Origin of the sequence: Lysinibacillus sp. FSL K6-3209 (assembly GCF_037976175.1) — a bacterium.
Taxonomy (GTDB): Bacteria; Bacillota; Bacilli; order Bacillales_A; family Planococcaceae; genus Lysinibacillus; species Lysinibacillus sphaericus_D.
On record NZ_CP150264.1, the window covers coordinates 3,258,412 to 3,278,709 of the forward strand.

At 29.8% G+C, this 20,298-nt stretch carries 15 protein-coding genes; 2 read left to right on the forward strand and 13 right to left on the reverse strand.

Going from position 1 to position 20,298, the window contains the following annotated elements; translation table 11 throughout:
• The first annotated feature begins 94 nt into the window (after positions 1–94).
• A complete protein-coding gene (locus MHH88_RS15910) occupies positions 95–1,210 on the forward strand; it encodes a GTPase (protein WP_339259312.1) in 1,116 nt (371 codons plus the stop codon).
• Between the two features lie 516 nt (positions 1,211–1,726).
• Here MHH88_RS15910 and MHH88_RS15915 read toward each other — a convergent pair.
• The 6 genes from MHH88_RS15915 to MHH88_RS15940 form a co-directional block, all read right to left on the reverse strand.
• Positions 1,727–3,574 carry an ATP-binding protein gene (locus MHH88_RS15915; protein ID WP_339259314.1) on the reverse strand — a complete coding sequence of 616 codons (1,848 nt, stop codon included), beginning with the start codon at positions 3,572–3,574 and terminating at the stop codon, positions 1,727–1,729.
• A gap of 208 nt (positions 3,575–3,782) precedes the next feature.
• Entirely contained in the window at positions 3,783–5,012 is a 1,230-nt protein-coding gene (locus MHH88_RS15920) for a Shedu anti-phage system protein SduA domain-containing protein (protein WP_339259316.1), read from the reverse strand.
• 435 nt (positions 5,013–5,447) lie between these two features.
• On the reverse strand, positions 5,448–6,521 hold the full coding sequence (locus MHH88_RS15925; protein WP_339259318.1) for an RES domain-containing protein: 1,074 nt from the start codon (positions 6,519–6,521) through the stop codon (positions 5,448–5,450).
• 1 nt (position 6,522) lies between these two features.
• Entirely contained in the window at positions 6,523–7,485 is a 963-nt protein-coding gene (locus tag MHH88_RS15930) for a sce7725 family protein (RefSeq protein WP_339259320.1), read from the reverse strand.
• A gap of 13 nt (positions 7,486–7,498) precedes the next feature.
• Positions 7,499–8,308 carry a sce7726 family protein gene (locus MHH88_RS15935; RefSeq protein WP_339259322.1) on the reverse strand — a complete coding sequence of 270 codons (810 nt, stop codon included), beginning with the start codon at positions 8,306–8,308 and terminating at the stop codon, positions 7,499–7,501.
• Complete coding sequence (locus tag MHH88_RS15940) at positions 8,295–8,891, reverse strand: recombinase family protein (protein WP_339259324.1); 597 nt, start codon at positions 8,889–8,891, stop codon at positions 8,295–8,297. The genes MHH88_RS15935 and MHH88_RS15940 overlap by 14 nt, the downstream gene beginning before the upstream one ends.
• Positions 8,892–9,115: 224 nt before the next feature.
• Here MHH88_RS15940 and MHH88_RS15945 point away from each other — a divergent pair, with 224 nt between their 5' ends.
• Entirely contained in the window at positions 9,116–10,864 is a 1,749-nt protein-coding gene (locus MHH88_RS15945; RefSeq protein WP_339259326.1) for a DUF262 domain-containing HNH endonuclease family protein, read from the forward strand.
• 149 nt (positions 10,865–11,013) lie between these two features.
• On the opposite strand, the gene MHH88_RS15950 is transcribed toward MHH88_RS15945, so the two are convergent.
• From MHH88_RS15950 to MHH88_RS15980, 7 genes are all read right to left on the reverse strand, one after another.
• On the reverse strand, positions 11,014–11,403 hold the full coding sequence (locus tag MHH88_RS15950) for a four helix bundle protein (protein WP_339259328.1): 390 nt from the start codon (positions 11,401–11,403) through the stop codon (positions 11,014–11,016).
• 195 nt (positions 11,404–11,598) lie between these two features.
• A complete protein-coding gene (locus tag MHH88_RS15955) occupies positions 11,599–12,828 on the reverse strand; it encodes a hypothetical protein (protein ID WP_339259330.1) in 1,230 nt (409 codons plus the stop codon).
• Positions 12,829–13,020: 192 nt separating this feature from the next.
• Positions 13,021–14,295, reverse strand: a complete 1,275-nt coding sequence (locus MHH88_RS15960) for a Wadjet anti-phage system protein JetD domain-containing protein (protein ID WP_339259332.1) — start codon at positions 14,293–14,295, stop codon at positions 13,021–13,023.
• Complete coding sequence (locus tag MHH88_RS15965; protein WP_339263099.1) at positions 14,258–17,608, reverse strand: SbcC/MukB-like Walker B domain-containing protein; 3,351 nt, start codon at positions 17,606–17,608, stop codon at positions 14,258–14,260. Before MHH88_RS15965 ends, MHH88_RS15960 begins: the two co-directional genes overlap by 38 nt.
• Complete coding sequence (locus MHH88_RS15970; protein ID WP_339259334.1) at positions 17,601–18,230, reverse strand: DUF4194 domain-containing protein; 630 nt, start codon at positions 18,228–18,230, stop codon at positions 17,601–17,603. The genes MHH88_RS15965 and MHH88_RS15970 overlap by 8 nt, the downstream gene beginning before the upstream one ends.
• Position 18,231: 1 nt before the next feature.
• Positions 18,232–19,644, reverse strand: a complete 1,413-nt coding sequence (locus tag MHH88_RS15975; protein ID WP_339259336.1) for a Wadjet anti-phage system protein JetA family protein — start codon at positions 19,642–19,644, stop codon at positions 18,232–18,234.
• A gap of 436 nt (positions 19,645–20,080) precedes the next feature.
• Positions 20,081–20,296 (reverse strand): hypothetical protein, encoded by a 216-nt coding sequence (locus tag MHH88_RS15980; protein WP_339259338.1) that lies wholly within the window; start codon positions 20,294–20,296, stop codon positions 20,081–20,083.
• Positions 20,297–20,298 lie beyond the last annotated feature (2 nt).

Sequence of the window (20,298 nt, forward strand, 5' to 3'; positions counted from 1 at the left end):
GTATAACCATTAAAAACCTTAATATCTATTAAAATGAAATTTATGTTAATATTGGAATAGCACTTGTGATTTAATATGTTAAGGAGGAATATTTATGGTTAATCCTACAGCCAATATAGATTTTGTAGATATTTTCATAGATAAACTAAAAACCGAAAATGAAAAACTTAAACCTGTTAATATTATGATTATTGGAAAAACAGGTGTCGGAAAAAGCACACTAATTAACAATGTATTCCGCGAAAAATTAGCTGAAACCGGTATGGGCGAACCTGTAACACAGCATTTAAGAAAAATCTATAAAAAGGGGCTTCCCATTAATATTTATGATACTAAAGGTCTTGAGTTAAAAAACGAAACTCAAGAAGAAATCACAAAAGAAATCGAAGGGAAGATAGAAGAACTCTATTTAAGTCGTAATGAAGAAGAATACATTCATGTTATTTGGTATTGTATTAATGCACAATCAAAAAGAATAGAAGATTTAGAAATTGATTTAATGACGAAGTTCTCTAAAAAGGTTCCTGTTATTTTGGTACTAACTCAATGTTATGGAAAAGATGCAAAGGAATTTAAAAAACTTCTAGATGACAAAAACCTTAATGTTAAGGCAGTCCAAGCAGTAGTTGCCGAAGATGTGGAAATCGACGATGATTTTATTATTAAACCTAATGGATTGATTGAACTTGTAGACCGCACCTACCAACTACTCCCTGAAGCGGTAAAAAAGTCTTTTACTAATGCACAACAAGTTAACATCAATAAAAAAGCCGAAGATGCCTTAACTTGGTCTACAGCATATATTGCTGGAAGCTTTGGAGCAGGATTTACACCTATACCATTTTCGGATGCAGCAGTTTTAGTTCCATTACAAGTGGGCATGTTAGCACACATCACAACAATATTTGGTGTCTCACTTGATAAATCAATAATTTCTGGTATCGTTGGTTCAGTAGTTGGAAGTGGCGGTGCGGCAATGGCTGGGCGATACATTGTATCAAACCTATTAAAATTTATCCCTGGTGTAGGAACAGTTGTTGGTGGAGCTATTAGTGGAGGAACTGCAAGTATTTTAACTACTGCTTTAGCTATGAGCTACATCGAGGTTATGAAAAAAGTAGCTGAATCAGAATATAAAGGTCGGTTATTAAACGCCGAAGAAATAGCCAATATGACAAAAGATGTTTACGAAAAGAGTTTAAAGTCTTAAGAGAAATTTATTAACATTCCTACAATCATTATTCGTAACATATAAAACTCAAAGTATCTTCTCTATCTTAAACTAACAGGGAAGATACTTTACTTATTCCAAGCAAAAACATCCATTAATATGGCCAATTCAAATCACTAATAACCCTAGAATGCCTCGTGTAGGCAAAGCCAGCCCTTAATAAAGCTGGCTTCTTGGCTTATTACTCATGCCCTCAGAGGCTCCATATCAAGTTGCCACATTGTGTAATAGCAATTGCAAAACTATGTATTTTTCTTTGCAAAATACATCATTTTCAATTCAATACATTTAGTGCTTTCAATAATTTAATCACACATTTAATCGCATTTTTTAATACCCTTACTTTGTTTAAATAGAAGGACAACTAATACTTTTTTCATGTCATACTCATAAAAATATTTAGGAGCCGAACCCGCCTCCAAAAACTCCAATACTGTCGACAATTACAGTCATATGAGATTTGATTCGGAGACCTATTTTTAGAATAACATATTCCTAAGCAGTTCCAACTGGTATACCCTTAATACATTGACTGATAAATGAAAACCACTTTCCTTCAATTTCATTTTCAGTATCCATTTCTTTAATCTGTTCATATGTTAAACTTTTAGCAACATGATTATTAAGTTTTTTCTTTACATTATTCTCTCCGTATCTAGTTAAACTAGCCACCAAATTAGGTACATCATCATTAGGACCAAAAACCAATTCAGTTAATCCATAAAACGCTTTTATAGCATCTGGATGAATATAATTTTCAATCTCTCTTTTAGTCGTTAAATAAGCTACCGAACCGTCATTTCTTTCTCTTACTTTTTTACACCACTTCTCATACTTTGGTTCATTACCTTCTTCTACAATATCTCTGTCATAAATATGTATCTCAGGGACATTTAATTGTTTCAAATATTGATTTTCTACCCACCCTCTTAATGTATCTCCTCCACAAGGAATAATCACTACATCATCAGAATTTGATAAATCTACAATTTGAGGATTTTTTCGGGCAATTATCGAACTTAATATTTTTAAAATACTTAAATCATTTGGCCCCTCAACAAACACAGCTACCTTTACTCCTCTATTGATAGGTGATGCAAACACACCTAGAGTTTCAGCTGTTTTTTCTAATACTGATTCATCAGCATTTGAGCTTAAAATACTTTTACCTTGTTCCGTATTTAAAATTAACCTTAAAGAATCTGAAGGTAATAAGCTAGCAAATGCTGGGACATGAGTTGTTAGTATAACTTGTGTATTTTCTTTTTTACTTAATTCAAGTAATGCCTCTGCCAACATAATTTGATTAGACGGATGTTGTGCAGTTTCAGGTTCTTCAATTGCATAAATTATATTTCTACCAGTGCTATTATCTTTTTTTTCAGCAGCAGCCCTAAAGAAATTTAACAGGATTAACCTTCTTACTCCACTTCCCCGTTTATTTACCGGGATACCATCATCACCATCTAGTGTTAATTTAAATACATTTTGCCATTTTGGCGTTTCTGGAATGCTAGGTGTTAACTCGTTTGCTAATAAAGGGTCCATTTCTTTTAATTTTTCTAATGTTAACGTTGCCACATTCATTGCTTTCTCTTGAACTAATTTTTCAATATCCTCTAGTTGTTCTCGTACTTCTTCCAAAGCTTCCTTAATGGCTACTTTCATAGGGTCTTGAACTTCCGAATCTCCATCTAAACTTGGTCTATCTGATTGAAACAAAGTAAAAATAGGTAACATCGGATTTATTTTTTCCCAAACTGTACCACTATCCCCTTTATTTAAGGCGATACGATGATTGTTTAAATTTGTTAAATCTATAGAACTAAAAATATCTTTTCTCATTAAATGATTTGTCCTTAAATCTGTTGGCCCACTTTCTAACTCTATAGACCTTACTTTTCGTTGCAATTCAGTTTGCGTTAATTGAATTAAGGATTTACCATTCTCTATAGCTTCATTAGGGTACAATGCTTTTAAATAAATTTCTGGTTTAATTGTCTTCTTGGAACAATCATATATCTTATGAACTTCTAACATTCCTGATTCATTAAGTAAAAATTCATTTTTAAAAGTTGTCGGTGCAGTCTCATCTAAAATAATTTCTTCTTTAAAACCAGAAAAGACACATCCAATTAACACATTAGGATTATCTGTCTTTACACAAGAATCATTGGCATCAATTTTCACTGTACTGTTATTAAAGAAAATCTCCAATGCTTCCAAAATAGTTGATTTACCTACATCATTTTTCCCAACAATAGTTGTTAAATCATTGAAGTTTATTTCTGTTATTTTTTCATATGAACGAAAGTTTTCTATAATTACTTTTTCTAACTTCACACAACTCACTCCTTTCGGATTATAAGTAAATAATACCAAATTAAACTTGTAATATTCACTATAATCCACAGAAATTGATAATAATTAACCTACATCTACATTTCTGACGAATCGATACATAAACTTTATGTTTAATAAGCAGTAATAGTAACACTTAGTTATAGTTAAAACAATGTTGCTTAATTCTCCATCCCTCTAATAAATAAGATTATGAATATAAATGACTTAAAACCAAATCTATAACTTCATCATAAGTTTTAATCATAATGTTTCTATAATCATTTTCTAACCTTCTCCAATCTGGGGTATCTAGCATCCATCTTCTTCCCATTACTAAAATTCTTTTCGGATAATAAACTTTTATTCCATGCTTTTCTTCCGCAAACTCTCTATTTTTAGGGTCTTCGAAATAGTATTCATAGTCTCTTGTTTGACTAACATATGAATGAATCTCCGCACTGAAGGTTTCTCTATTCTCCCGCCCTACTATGCTATTTATATTTTTCAAATTAGGTAATTTAAATTCAACAATGTCCGAATAACCATTTGACCCTTCTATAAAAAAGTCTGGTCTAATAGCTTTACGGTCTTCTGATTGCCATTCTAATTCACATTCAGGAGATATATTTTTACCCATAAAGGCCATTTTTAATATAAACTGATTTTCAGGTTCAGCTAGAAAAGTAGTTATTTGAGGTTCACTCGTATCCTTAGAACTTATCAATTCAACGAAGCGATTTAAACTAAACCATTTTTCTTCTCTAAAACCAGAGGGTCTGGGATATTGAAAATGGGCATCATGCATTATGACATCTGCAAGGTTAGGCCACATATAAAATGTGAATTCATCTACTCCTACATCCATATCATCTATTTTTAATGGAAACAAATCTAACCACTTTACATTTCTGGTAACCAACCCCGACCTGTTAGTTCCATAAAAGAAACCATTAACTATTCTATGAAACGTACCTTCCTGTAATTCAAATCCGCCTACATTGAAACCTATTAGCATTGATTGACCAGCTAAATTCCAACCATTCTCTAACATAATATCCATTGCTTCATTAGTAGGATGAACTAGGTCTTCATTATACTCAGGTAATGGCATCACTATGCCTGTTTGTTTACTATAATCAATACCTAATATGTCTGTTAATAGATTATCTTCTTTTGAATAGTCTAAAATTTTTACCTCAACTGTATGTTCTGAACTAATTTCTTTAGAATTAGCATTCCCTATATACTCTACACCCCAATGAGTTTTGCCTAAATAGAATATTACCTTCTCTGGATTCAGTAAGAATTTTGTGAAATTCCTTTTTAAATCAGGATTTTCTTCTAGAAGACTCCATAATTTTCTCCAATAATTTTCCATTAGCATATTTCCTAATAAAGTGGCACAATCCACCAATGTTAATGGTTTCTTTTCCTCCATCTTATCATCTCCTTTTAAAATTGAACGAGATGCTATATTCTTGCTTTTCCAGAACATCAATACAACAAACCATATTACATTTTCCACCACGTTCAAATGCAATATCTTGGACTTCATGAATAGTAGTCATTTCGTTTTCACCTCAATTAAACATAGTTCTAACAGCATTCCCAGTTCATTATAATTATGTATATACAAAAAATATGCGTATCACTTTTGGGTTTATCTAATATAATTAATATAAATGATATTCAAGTTCGGATTAAGGATGTATTATGATATGGACCCCTTGCAAACTACGCTGTGTTTGAAAATAATAGACTTATAATAATACTATTTGTTAGGTAAAGTAAGATTTTACAGTATGATTAAAATGCTAACTTTAGCTTGTAATAAAAAAAGACATAGTCACCTAACTATATCCTTTTTCAAAACTTAATTATAAATAACTTGTGTTATAACTCTACTAGTTAAATTATTACAATTTAATATTTCTGGGTTAAAAATCATTATATTATAACCCCTGTGACAAAGCGTACTTTTAAATCCAATCCCAACGCAATGTTCAAATTCCTTTTCTATCCGTTTACTTTTTATATAATCAACTATATATTGCGTTGGTAAATAATCTAACTTGCTATCATTTCTCCTTACAGGTTTTGAAATCTCGTTACTTATTTTTTTTATATTAGATAAATTAAGAGCATATCTTAACTTATCAAATCCTTGAAATACACTTATACTTTCCAAACTTCTTAAATCTACGATAACCAACTCTTCATCTAATGTGAATTCACCAAGATATATCCTATCCTGCTCTCCTGGTCTTATCTCCCTTATAGCAGTATCTACATGAGTAGCTAAATATAAATGACTTATCCCTTCCGAGTTAGCCCTACCTGCTGTTGCTTTTTCTTTAGGAGGAGCGCCCATATCATCAATTTTCAAATCGGTTTCATTAGATATTCTAGCTCTATATAATTTAGAATCCTTTTCAATAGTTACAATTAAACCTTTTAAAAATTCATCTAAAACATCGTAATTTATATGGGCTGAATGAAATCGGTTTTCATGCTTTAAATATTCAACAAACTCTTCCCAGCTATAGCTTTTTAAAATACTGTTGGTAGCTATGAAATCTAAGTCTGCTAACTGTGGAATACCAACTGGTTCATCCAAAAGTTTCACTTTCATAGGAAATTGTTTTTCCATTAAAACTGATAACAAAATATACACCTGACTTGAGTCTAAATCAAACATATTCCAATTATGTACTAGCTCATCTTTTAAAAAACACAATTTAGAATTTGGAAAACTTTCAGGTAGCATCGTCTTAGGTTTATAAATACTTAAAAAATCATCGAATAAGATATCTAAACCTTCATCATTTTTCATATCATAGACATAAACATCTCTAGAATTACATATATCACATTGCCCCTTATTCTGCTTACCTTGAATAATCGCTATTAACTCTATATCCTTAAAACATTTTTCACAACAGTTCACCCTAGTATTCACCTCTCAAAAAAACATTCACTAGTTGAATATGATGCATTAATGCAAGTTTTTTTAAAGATGGTAACCCCGGATATGAACCTCTATAAAAATGTTCTAATAATTGCTCTATCGCATATGTATTGATTTTTTCTTTTTCAATAGTTCTTGTCCAATCTTCAAGTTTTGCTAGAGCTTCTGAACATTTTAGTGCTGGGTCACGGATATCATCATTTGAATCTGATACAAAATGTCTAATCCGCAACACATCTTCAGCATTATCATCGTCATATGAAAAATAAACAATGTGAAGCGCTATTGCATATGGAGCAAATCCACCCTCACTATAATCATTCCCTGCTATAGAGTAATCAGAAAATCCTAGAAGTCCTTCAGACTCATAATGTAAGTGCTCTTCAGAAAAAAATTCATCAACTTTTAAAGCGTAGTCAGTATTTCTTTTCTGTTTTTTAAATTCGTCTTTTAAGCATATTAAATTTTGACCTCTCAATCTCCTTCTAAAAGATTGTTCATATGGAATAATATTGTATTTCGGTTTAGTATTAGCATAAATTTCTTTATATTGTTTCAGTAGCCCTACTTTTTCTCCGTCATGGATAATAGCTATATCTTCAATATTTTTGTCAATGTTAGTTGTTATCTCATATATATCATTTGTTGAGTTTTCGTTGAAAAAGTGTGTAATAATAATATATTGACTCTTTAATAATTCTACATAACTTTCGAATAAATCATGGGCTTCCAATTCATCTGCAAAATTGCCCACACAAGGATTTTGAATCAGAAGTACCTTCCTTTGTTTTTCTATAAAAGCTTTCAATGTTGAAATAAGAGTTGAAGAGAGTTTTATAGGCTCTATTATCGGAACTATAAGCTCATCTATTAAATCCTTCTCTACTAACTCACGAATTGCAATTAAATCAAATTGCCTACCTCTTAAATACGGAAAATACATAGACTACACTCCCTTATTCGTTAAAAATTTCAATTATTTTTTTATAAACCGTTTTATTGAATTTGCTACTATATACCAACCATCTTAATTCATAAGGTATAATTTGAATGGATTCTTTTACAAACCCTTCTTCTCTTTCCCAAATTTCATCAAAAACTAATTTTTGCACATCTAATATATCGATTTGCATAAATAATTTTAGGCATTCAGTATAATACTCAAAAGCGTTAACATCTGGCAAATACCCAAAATAACCCATTACTATTTTCTCATATTCACTTTTTCTTAGCAACTTAAATAAAGTTTTATGATTTAAAAACTCCTCATTTCCCTCTGCTTTTTTCTTCAAACTTAATGTATTCCGATTTGTTAAAACATATATTCCAACTTTAGTATCTTTTAAAATTCTATAAAGTGGATAAAAACAATTTTCAGCAGTAATAACATAAACCAAAGAAGCAACTTTGTAATAGTCAATAATTTGGTGCTCTAATTTATCAAAATTGTCTAGTTCAGTCTTTATTTCATACACTACTGGTAATTTTTTATTTACAATTATCATGTCAGCCTTCGATTTATTTATTGTTACTTCATTCATCGCAAATGTAGTATTTAGATTATATTTACCTAAAACAAGTTTGTTAAATAATGAATTTTTATAAAAATACTCATTCCTATATGACTTTTTCATTATTTTATAACTTTCTTGTAATTCTTCTATATTTTCATTTACAGCTCTTAAATCTTTATAATAATCATACTTTTTAATGATTCTCTCTATATTCTTTTTTGAATATATACTCGCTAGATTATTTTGTTGCATTTTTCTCACCTGAATTCTTCTTTTCATTAATAATCTTGTACACTGTAGCTCTTCCAATATTATATTCCTTTGCAATATCAGTTGCACTTTCACCTAATTTAAATAATTTTTCCACACGTTTCTTAGTCTTTTCATCAATTGCTGGCCTTCCACCTACTCTTCCGCGTTTACGAGCAGCTTCTAATCCAGCCTTTGTTCGTTGCTGAATAACGTCTCTTTCAAATTCAGCAAATACAGCTAACATACCAAACATTGCTTTTCCTGTTGGTGTTGAAGTATCAAAGGAATCATTTATTGAAACAAAATTAACTTCCTTTTCTTTTAATTGGTCTGTTAGCTCATACAATTCTTTCGTACTTCGAGCAAGTCGGTCTAATTTATACACTACAAATAAATCACCTTTTGTAGCTGCCTTCATGGCATTTTGCAATTCGCTACGTTCGTTCTTAAGACTGGATACCTTCTCAATATACAAAACAAGTTCAAGTCCCTTGTCTTTTGCGTACTTCTTAATAGACTGTTCCTGCATATCTAAATTTTGTTCTTCAGTACTCACACGACAATACCCAATAATTCTACTCATATGTACACAGTTCACCACTTTCTATTTTCCCATACATTTTATATACTTTTTATATTAGACGAGTTTATAGACAAAAACAATAAAAAAAGGAAGCATAAACGTTAATTTATGCTTCGCCTCTATTTTGTCCATTAAACGAAGGTTAAATAGACTTATATAATTCGGAAATATTTTACCAAATTATGTTATAATGATATAAAAATGTAGATTTGAGGGGGTTCCTAATGTTAACACCTAAATACCTAAGTTTTGATGAACTGCTCCAAAAAAGACTTTTTGAAATACCTAGTTATCAAAGAGCATATAGCTGGGACACTAAACAACGTAAAGATTTATTTAATGACATTGAAAAATTACATAATTCAAATGATACAACCGAAAGAAAAAGTCATTTTATGGCAACGGTAGTGTGCCATAATGATAATAGAAACGAAACATATGATACTGAACTATATAATGTTGTAAATATTGTAGACGGACAACAACGTATAACTACTTTAATAATTTTACTTAAGGCAATAGAAAAAAAGTTAGATGCTATAAATCAGGATAATAAGTATAATAGGTCTTTAAATTATATTCGGGATATATTGGTGAAAGATGATAATAAAAGGTTAGTATTAATCCAAACTAATCATTCAAGTTCCACTATATTAAGAGAATACTTAATACAAGGTACCTATCCTCGAGAAATTAACACTCATGCTGCAAAAGCGTTGAATAGTGGTTTTAAAGACTGTGAATCATTTGTTGATGACTGGTGTGAGAAGTATGAAATTACAGATTTATTAATCCTAATACGAAACGACCTGTATTTTATACTACATATAATAGAAGATGAAGCAACAGTTTATACTGTGTTTGAAGTTCTAAATAGTAGAGGTTTGGCAGTAGATTGGTTAGATAAATGTAAGAGTATGTTAATGGGTATTGCTTTTGAACAATCTAATAATAATAGAATTATGCTTGAAGATAAACTGCATTGGTTACGTGAATATTGGACAAGAATATATGAAGAAATTGGCGTCTTAAATATTGATGGCAAAGATATAGTTACTTTTACTGCAACATTATACAATCCACATCAAAATAGCAAAATTATGAAAATAGATGCCGCTATGGAATACCTTAAATCAGTTTGTATTGAAGATGTTGAGAATGTTTTAGAAGTATCAAAATGGCTTTACGATGTAACACATCAATTAAAACTAATTGAACAAAATAATAAGAAAAAAGCCGTTAATAAAGTAATTCAAGCTCGTTTTCTTCAAGTTGCAATTAAACTTTCTAGCCATATCTCACCAGCCGAAGAAGATGAATTACTTAAAATTTGGGAACTAACTACTTTTAGAGTATTTGGTCTTTATAGGAAAGATAGTAGACATTTGGTTGGAGAATATGTTCGTTCAGGTCACTTTATAATGGGATTTGATACAACACCAAATCAATATGCAAATGCAAGATTTGTAAAAACTAAAGAAAAATTAATTGAAATAGCACACCAACATCCATTGAAGGATATAGGTAGAATTTTAAAAGAGGAAAAGTCATATGGTATATGGAACTCAGAATTGAGATATTTTCTTTATCATTATGAAAAAGAATTATCTAAAAATCAAAATTTTTATTTTTCGGAGAAAAATTGGGATGTTATCTGGAGTAAAAATATAGATAATACTATAGAACATATTTACCCTCAACAAGACTCAGATAATTGGAAAGGTAAAGTAATAAAAAATAAGGATTATTACAGACATGTTTTAGGTAATCTAATTTTATTGCCATCAAGACTTAACTCTAAAGCTAGTAATTCTGATTTTAAAACAAAGGTTGAAATTTATAATTCATCTGATATAAATGCAGCTAAAGAAATTGGTCAGCTATATTCAGATTGGGATTATCAAAAAATTAATACTCGTACCGAACACCTTATAAAATTTGCTCAATCCTTTTGGAGTATTGATGGCAAATAATAAGGATTCCTTTATACAAAACATATATTAAAAAAGCTAGACAAAATATCTCTCAATGTTTTTACTTTAAATAAAAAAATAGGCTTGGTTCAATTCCAGCAAACCAAGCCTATTTATAAATGAACAATTGTAAAAAAAGTAAATATCAATTAAGCGATTTCTTCACTTTTTAGTTTTTTCATCATTCCAATTAACATTCGCATAATTTCTTGCGTAAGCCCTTCAGCAATTTTAAATTGCTCAGAAGAGATATAAGAATTCTCTTTGGCCAACTCTAACCAATAAATTGTCTCTTGAGCACTACCAAGGCTATTATTTAGGAAAGATAATTCCTTCGCACTGTAAATTTGCCCATTTCCTTCTGTCAAATTAGCTCCTATACTTGTACAAGACCGTATAATTTGTGACTCCATCCTATATTTTTCTTCATTAGGGAATCGCTTCACAAGTTGATATACCATTTTGTTTAGGTCCATACACTTTTTATAGACTGTTAAACTTCTTGGATTTTTCACTTTTATTTCTTTTATGACTTCCATTTTATTTTCCTCCATATAATAGATTCTAAGTATTATTCATCATCAGTTTGTTTTGTTTCTAAACAAGTTCTAACTATATTTTATAATAAAATCAATATGTTGGGAGTCAAATTGTGTTCTACCCCTTCTAAAAACGTCTAGAAAGACTGACTCTCTCAAAATGGAAATATAGTGAAATAATAATTACAAATCCAACTATTTATAAAAATTTCTTTTCAGCGCCTCGATTTCATTTTGCATTTCTTTTATATTAAGAAACTGCTCCATTTTTACTTTTATACCAGTTGGAATATTATCAAAAACTAAATGATTATGTGTCATGACTCCAAGTGGAAGTAGATTATTGTACTCGAACCCCTCTTTATTCGCTATCTGTTTTAATTTATGTAAATAGCGTATTGGACAACAAAGGTGCTCATTCTTTAATACTTCCTTATATAAAATATCAGAATAGTCATTAAGAATTTGGTCGAGTCTAAAGAAAGGTTTAACCTCATATCCAAAAGTCTTCTTTTCAATCCTACCACCAAAAACATCAGCCTTTTCTTTAACTTGCATTTTTTTAGGAAAAGCGTTTAAATCCTGCGAAGATATAAATTCGATAAAACGTTTTTTATTATATTCTTCTTCGGACAAAAAACTAAGGGAATTTTCCTCCATAAGGGAATTTAAATCATAGATGTTTTCAAAGCAATTCCAATTAGATTCAGTAACTTTATAGAAACGCCTGTACAATTTACCAATAGAACTTTTTATATTAAGGTAAGGAGTCATTTTAACAATATTATCTATAGTTACTAGGGATTTATCTTTTGGAAGGCTAGTATATATTTTTTCCCCCAACGCCTCTTCTAGCTCAATTCTATTTATGCATTCCTCCAAGCCATCTTTTAAGTAGATAGCTGTAGTTTTCAAAGTATTTAGCAAATCCTTAGAAATCAACTCAGCTGCTACAGACTGCTGGACATACGTGTAATCTACTTCTTTAATAAAAGCCAAACCTCTTTTATGACAATAAGTTTCAATTGAATAAACGGGCAGAACCCTACCATCATATAGACATTTCGTATCACCAACATATACTAGTTCATCTTCAATATCACTCAAAACGTTAAAGCTTTTGATAAACATCCACTCTGTCAGTTCACCCAACTCTATGAAACAATCTTCGTTTTCCGGCTGGTTCTCATCTAAAACCGAAGAATCTTCCTCATTCACTTCTTCTGATTCGAAACCAATATGAAAAACAGCTTCTTTTCTATCTTTTCCGATTACATCATATTGTTTGCCATCTACTATCAAAGACAGATTAAATTCTCCTATAAGAAATCTAGTTGAAGAATCATTTCCCCATTCAGATAAAAAAGAATACATTCTATTTAAAAACTCATCTTTTGTCACTGGTCCTGGAAAATTCAATTTCACACCATATCACCCTATCTTATCTATTGATTTTTGAAGAGACTACGCTCTTATACGTTTTTTAATGAGACTTCTATTCCTGGAAATATTCTTTTTTCTATATCTACATTATTAGGCATTTCACAACGATATAATAAAAGAGTTGAATTTAAAAACTCAACTCTCTTAGCTACTTAGCTTCTATAAATTTATTATTTACTTTTCATCAAGAGATTTTTCAATATCGATGCTCTCTTGTTCAATTATTATCTTATTTAGTAGTAACAGCTCTATTAAATCTTTAAATTCCCTATAAGGCTCACTTTCTAATAAGCGCTCAATTTTTTTAAAATAGCTACTATCATTAACCTGCTTACCATACTCTATGTTTTCCAAATATGTTTTTTCATCCATTAAAAGAGGTTTGAATTCAACACCTATTTTATTTCTTAAATTGACTAGTATTGATAAACCTCCTAAATCAATGTCTCCCCAATGATAAAAAGGGATATTTAAATTATTCATCTGAACAAATTTAGAGAGCTTCTTTAAAATAGTAGTTCTTATTTGATTGTGAAAACCACCTAGATAAATCACCAACTCTTTTTTTCTACTATTCTTGAAGCAAGCCAGATAGTCATGGTAACTAGTTTTGTTTTCAATCGTTACGATTCTTTCAACTTCGATTGATACTATCTCACAGTGTCTAAAGAAAGATGGATACATACCAATCCCATTTTCATCAATCGAAAAATCTACCTCCTTTCCATCTTTACTCATAACACAATACCCACATATATCTATTGCTTTAGGATTTTCTATAATACCAAACTCTCCCAAGATGGTGCCTGTTGTAAGTCCATCATATTCAGGATATATCTCTTTTTTTACAACTGAAATTATTTTACTTTCTAAAGCTTCCCATCTTTTGGAGTCATTATATAATTGAATACTCCATTGTCTTTTACTTATTTCTTTATCTTTTGGTGTTATTAGCTCAGATAATCCTTTTAAAAGGTCTAAGCTTAATGAGATATTATCTAAATCAATCATTGTATTAGGTGTTTCGAATCTCTCTAACTTTTCTATATTAGCATCAATGAAAGTATATAATGTTTCCATCGCTGTCTTTCTGAAGTCTAATAATACTTGCCGCATCACCTTACATTTTTCTATTTTAGGAACTCTCCCCAAAACACTGTATATTTCATTTAAAATGGCTTCATTTAAATAAACTTTTTCAAGATATTCGTCCTCATAATATTTTTCCCATTGTAATTTTATGAATTGCTTTTTTTCTAAATCTACAAGTTCAAAATTAATCTCATTTTTAAATATGCTATTACTTACATGAGTATAATTCTTAAAAAATTTTTTAACATCAATAATAGTACCACGCTTATTTGCTTGTTCTGTTCCATATCCTTGCTTTTTTTCGTACTTATCAATTAACTCATTTAATAGTAACTTCTGCGTCTTGGAAAGGTTCATGATAATCTTCCTCTACTTCAAATTCTAGTAATTCATTAATAGCTACAGGTACTGCAAAACTATGATAATTTTCTTTCATAACTATTACTGAATTCTCAAAGTGTGGTGCTAACAGAGCTACTTTACCTGTAGGAGCAACTATAATTGTTTGGAATCCGCAATCTTTAATGAACTGAATAGCCTCATCTACACGATTAGCATCCATCCTATTAAACGCTTCATCAAAAATCACTAATCTAAAAGAATCATCTTTTCTCCCCATATGATACGTATGGTAAAATGACGCCAAAATTGATACATAGAATGGTACTTGTGTTTCTCCTCCTGATTTTTCAAGGGCTACTTTAGAATATCGAGTTATTTTCCCACTATTATCAGTCACTTCTAATTCAAAGCTTAAGTAAGTCCTATAATCCAGTAAATCTAGATTCTTTTCACTGTTTTCTCCACTTATCTTCTCAAATAAGTCTTCAACAATATGTCCATATTCATCATCAAATGTGCCACTGAATATCGAATAGCCACTTTCTAAATTAGAATCTGTCAGCATTTTATAATAGTCAATATAGTTTTCATTTGGGGAGACTCTGAAATGATATCTATCTGTTCCAAATTTAAGCCCTCTTAAAATATTATTTAATTCTTTAAAATCACTTTTAGCCTTTTCAATTTGGTCTTTTAACCTGGCTATAAAATCTTCTCTAAAAGATTGTTGTGCTTTTAATCGTGCTTCCTCAGCTTTCTCCTTATACTTTGTAATTTCAGACTCTTCCAATATTCTTAACATTTCATTGTATTCATAATTACTCTCATTCTTAACACCAGCAAAAAATCTAAAATCCTTATTATAATTTACTCTAACCTCGATTAAATTTGTCCTCTCTTCCAACTTATTTTTTTCTAATTTATTTATACTATTTTTACATTTAGTTAAAATTAACAATGGGTTTTTCTCTTCTTTAACCCATCTCTCACATGCAATTGCTAATATAGATTCGTTTTGTTTTAAACAAAATTCATTGAATACTTTTTCTTTATCTTCTAATTCATTTAAATTTGTTTTTATCATTGATTTCATACCAGCAATTGCAGTTTCATTATCCCAAATCTTTTTATTAATACTCTCAGACATTGTGGCAATTTCATTTAATCTAACCTTATTATTTTTTATTTGTTTTTCTAACTCCTCTATTTCCGAAGTATCTAAACTAAATAATTCTTTATTTAGCCTTTCACACTCTCCTTCTAAACTTATTAGTTCAGCTTCCTCTACCCAACTATTCTTCCACTGGATTAATCTATCGTGTTTTGATGAAGTATAGCCCAAAACATTTTGAATAAGTTTAAGCTTATTAGTTACAGAATTCATAGAAGCTTCTACTTCAATAAGCTCGATTTGTTTTTTTGCTAACATTGCTTGTATTGCATTTTTACCTATATAAAATTGTTCAATCCTATTTTTAGGGATTTGTCGTGCAGTGTATCCCTGATAAACCATACAAGTTCTGGTTATCGCTCTACTATAATTTCTTAATTCATTGACATTCTCACATTTAATCAAAGAGCCTAATAAATAATCAATATAAGCAATTACATAATCCTTAGCGATGTCTACAACAATCTCTTCTGCCAAGCTATTTATTTTTCGTCCATTTATATTTTTTAGTACTTTATCCGTATCCACTAAGCCAACACTTTCAAGATTATACTTATATTTATTCTTTTCATATATATTTAAAGCTTGATTAAAGTAACTAGGTGGAACTAAGATATTAAACTTCTGTGTGTGTAAATAACCTTCAATAGCATTTCTCCACTCTGGCCTTCTAACATCTATTACTTCACACAATAAGTCCACAGATATATCATGCCCCATTGAATTAAACTCATCTTTTAATAATTTTTTCAATACCATTTGCGATGAACTTGAAGATAAAATTTGATTACGATTCAGCTCTGAGATGGTTAATTCAATTTCTTTCTTCTTTGTTTGTAAATTCTCGATTTCAGAATTCCATTCAATTTGTTTTTGTAAAATAAATCGATAACCGATTTCCCAATGTTTATTAAATTCAGACATTTCACTTGACCACGTAATATACTCAGAACTATTAACTACATTTTCAAACAGTGATTTTTGTCTAGATAACTCCATCACTACTTGCTTATCTATTTCAACATATTTTAATATTTTTATCATTTCTTCAAGTTCAATCAATTCGTTTTTCAATTTATGCTTTATATTTTTATTGTTCCTTTTAAATTCTTCTACTTTCGCAATGAGATTTTCAATTTGTTCATTTAAAAAGGTTTGCTTTAATTTAATATCATGCTTATTTAGTTCGTTACTAAGTAGAGTATTTCTATTGTCCAACTTTTCTCGTTCAACTAGTAAATCGTCCTTAACCTTATTATTATCAATTAGTAATTGCTCTTCATCTAATAGCTGCTGTTTTAATTTACTTATTTCTTCCGCTAATATTTCGAGTTCAGCTTTATTTTGCATATAATTCGTAATTAATATCTCATTAATAATATGTTCTATCTCATCGAATTTATTTTTTATTTTCTTTAACTGGTCAATTTGTTCCTCTGCTATTTTAATACTATCAACTAATTCATTCGTCTGTTCTACATAATCTTGCATTAAAGAAATATCTATTTCGTGAGCATCTAGTATATAATCATATGCAAATTTTCGTAAATTAGTTATAGGAGAAAATGAAATACCTTTAGAAAGTAGAGTGAAAAAAGTATCCTTAACGCCTCCTAGCAAGTGTCGTATATCATTTCTATACTTTTCTATCGTCTGATATTTTTCAAAATCATATCCTTGATTCTTTAAATAGAACATAAATTGTTCTCTTGTTCTTGGGAGATTTGGTTCAATAAAAAATAAACTATCGTCTAGCTGCTGCCCGTCTATCTTAAAAAAACTATGGCTTTCTATATTACTTTTATAATGATAATCAAAAACTACCCCTAATATGTAATACTGAGGTGAATTTGATTTTTTATTAGTCACTTCAATTTCTATAGCTAGATACGAAGTAAAATCTTCATTTCTTAAATAATCTCCTTCTTCTGCATAAGAACCACTTCCAATTTTCCCTCTTAAATATGATAATAATGTTCTTTCTGTCTTCTGTTCATGGGCAGAAGAGTTAAACTTTATTTCTTTTAAATGCCCGATTAATATCACTTGCATTGCATCAATAACTGTTGATTTGCCAGAGGCATTATCTCCAGTTAGAATCGTACTTTTTCCTTTAAAGTCTATAATTTGATTATCAAAATAATGCCATCTAATCATTTTCAATCTCGAAACTATTCTCATCTACATCATCCTCTCCTTTTCCGTTCATATCATCTATCCATTTCTCCATTTCAAAGAGTGATTTTGTTGTTATTACTTCAGTAATGGAATCAAATATTACTATTACGGCATTTTCTTCACCCCACTCACCACTAACCAAATCAATTAATGAATGTCGTTGAAATCTTTTCAGCACCCTTTTAACCTCGTCTCTAGCCGGTAAGCGGTTATTGATTTGCAGTGCCATATATTGTTCTCTGATTTCTAAATTCGTAATATGTACTCCATTCGTAAGCTTTAATTCTCTAGATTTCTCATAAAATAATTTACATACAATAAAAAGCATAATACTTTCTGATAACGATAGTTGTACTCGATTTTTTCCTGTTTTATTTTTCAAGGATATTACCCGGCTATTCGAACAATTTAATATCCATCCGGCAACTAAAAAATACCCTTTAAAAATTTCAAGATGTCGTTCGCAAAATCTATAATATGGTTTATCTTCATCCTTTTTAGCAACCAATATTGAATGCGCCAATAATCTATTAGCACAATCTTCAAACATTGATTTTTCCTTCTCAGTCAAATTCGAATATTCTTCTACCCATTCCACCATTTCATTCCTCCCTTTTTTCTACTTCCATATTTGGAATAGTCCCCTTCTCAACATCTAAATGTTTTATTTTTTCATCTTTCAGCTTCACTAAATAAGTAGCTTTATTGTTAGTACTGTGTAGTACAGTAAATATCATATTGATATAGTCTTCTTTATTATTGAAAGGAAAATCTGATAAGTTTAGACTAGACCTATCCGTTAAAATTGTATTTACATATTTATTAACTTTTTGTACTGTGATTTCATTTTGTAATTGTTGCTTATATTCTTTAATTTTTTTGTTTTTTACATCTTCACTAACTGTTCTATTTTTCATAGGAGTCTGTTGAATTACTTGTTTTCTTTTATTAATAGTTTTTATACTTTTTCCATCTATATACTGTTGAGTATATAACTCAATAAATTGCTCTAATTCATCCTCAATTTGATTTTTAAAAGAGCTATCTCCTTCTTTTGAAGCATTAGCTAAAAAGCATAAAATGTTATTTACCATTGATGTAAAGTTGCCGGATTTATTAAGATGAAAATTAATTTGTGTAATAGCAGCTCTATGATACTTCCTATTCCTTTCATCAATTTCTCTCATTATTGCATAGATATTTTCAAAGGCATTTTCAATAGCTTCTAACCAATCAAATAACATATTTTCAGCTTCTGTTACTGTATTAGCAAATTGCTCTTTGACCATAATCTGAGCTTGGGCTTCAATATTATGTAGCTGATGCCTTAAATTCCTCACTCTATCTATGGTCTTTGTCCTATACTTTGATACATTATCCGAGGATTTCAACCTATAATAATGTCTTCCTAATACCTTTTCGTTGTACTCATTGAATAGTTGCTCTAATACTTCCTTAGCATTATCTTGCTCCATTAACTTTTCTATATAATTTTTGATGTTGTGATTGAGTTCCTTTAAACCATTTATTAATGAAACGGTATTCTCATATGCTTGCTGAATGGCATAATAAGAACTACCCGCTTCTCCCGATAAATTTTGATAGATTGCAAGTACAGTTCCACTAAACTCCATTTGGTATCCAGATGAAATTTTCTCAAAGGTATCTAGTAGTCTTATAGAGTAATCTGGTATAGATATTCTATATCTATAATCTAAATATTGTTCTTGATACAACCACCCATGTTGACAAAATTTCAGAAGATAATGGTGCGCTCTTTCACGTAAGTCTTTTATAAACTCCTCATTTTCTGTATACTTATCTGTATCGTCATTGATTTCTAAATACTCGACAAATAAATCAATAACAACATCTTTTTCGATGACGTAAATCGTTTTTTTATAATGTTCGTATACTAAATAAAGCAAATCCGTATGGACTTCTTTTAGATTTCCTGAGAGGATTGAGAAGAAGTTATTAGGTATGTTTGTAAACAAATTAAGACTAATTTCCATCACCACCAAACATATTTTTACATTATTTTACACAATAATTGATATTAAATACAATTTTTAATTATTTAAAGATTACGTGTCTCAAAACTAGCAAGCTTCATATTTTACATATATTTACATAAAAAAACGAAATTGTGTTCTCTATAAGACAATAAAAAAAGTATCTGTTACATATAAACAACAAATGGATTTTTTTTAAAACCATTTGCATATATGCACAGATACTTATTTAATATATCTTCTATAATACTTATATAATCATTCTAATCATACCATTAATAACAAAACATTGTTTTTTTCTTAATTATTCGAAACTACTTTAACAACTCTTAAAAAATGTTAAAAGTACTTCTTTAAAGTTAACATACTAAATATATAAAAAGCAACATTAATTTTAAATGCATTCTTAGGCTAAATAAGATGAGGCATTTTCAGATTACTCATCAGTTTGTGGTATTACTATAATACTAAGACCTCGTTTCTCCCCGTAATCCCACATTTTAACCCAAGGGTAAGTGTTATCTGGCAAATAAAATATACGTTCTTGCAAGGGCTGAATAGTACTCGTATCACATTCTACTTTATATGTTTCTTTTGTTGCTGGATGGATAGAGACTTTTCTTCCTGTATCGTTATAATATACGAATTTCAATT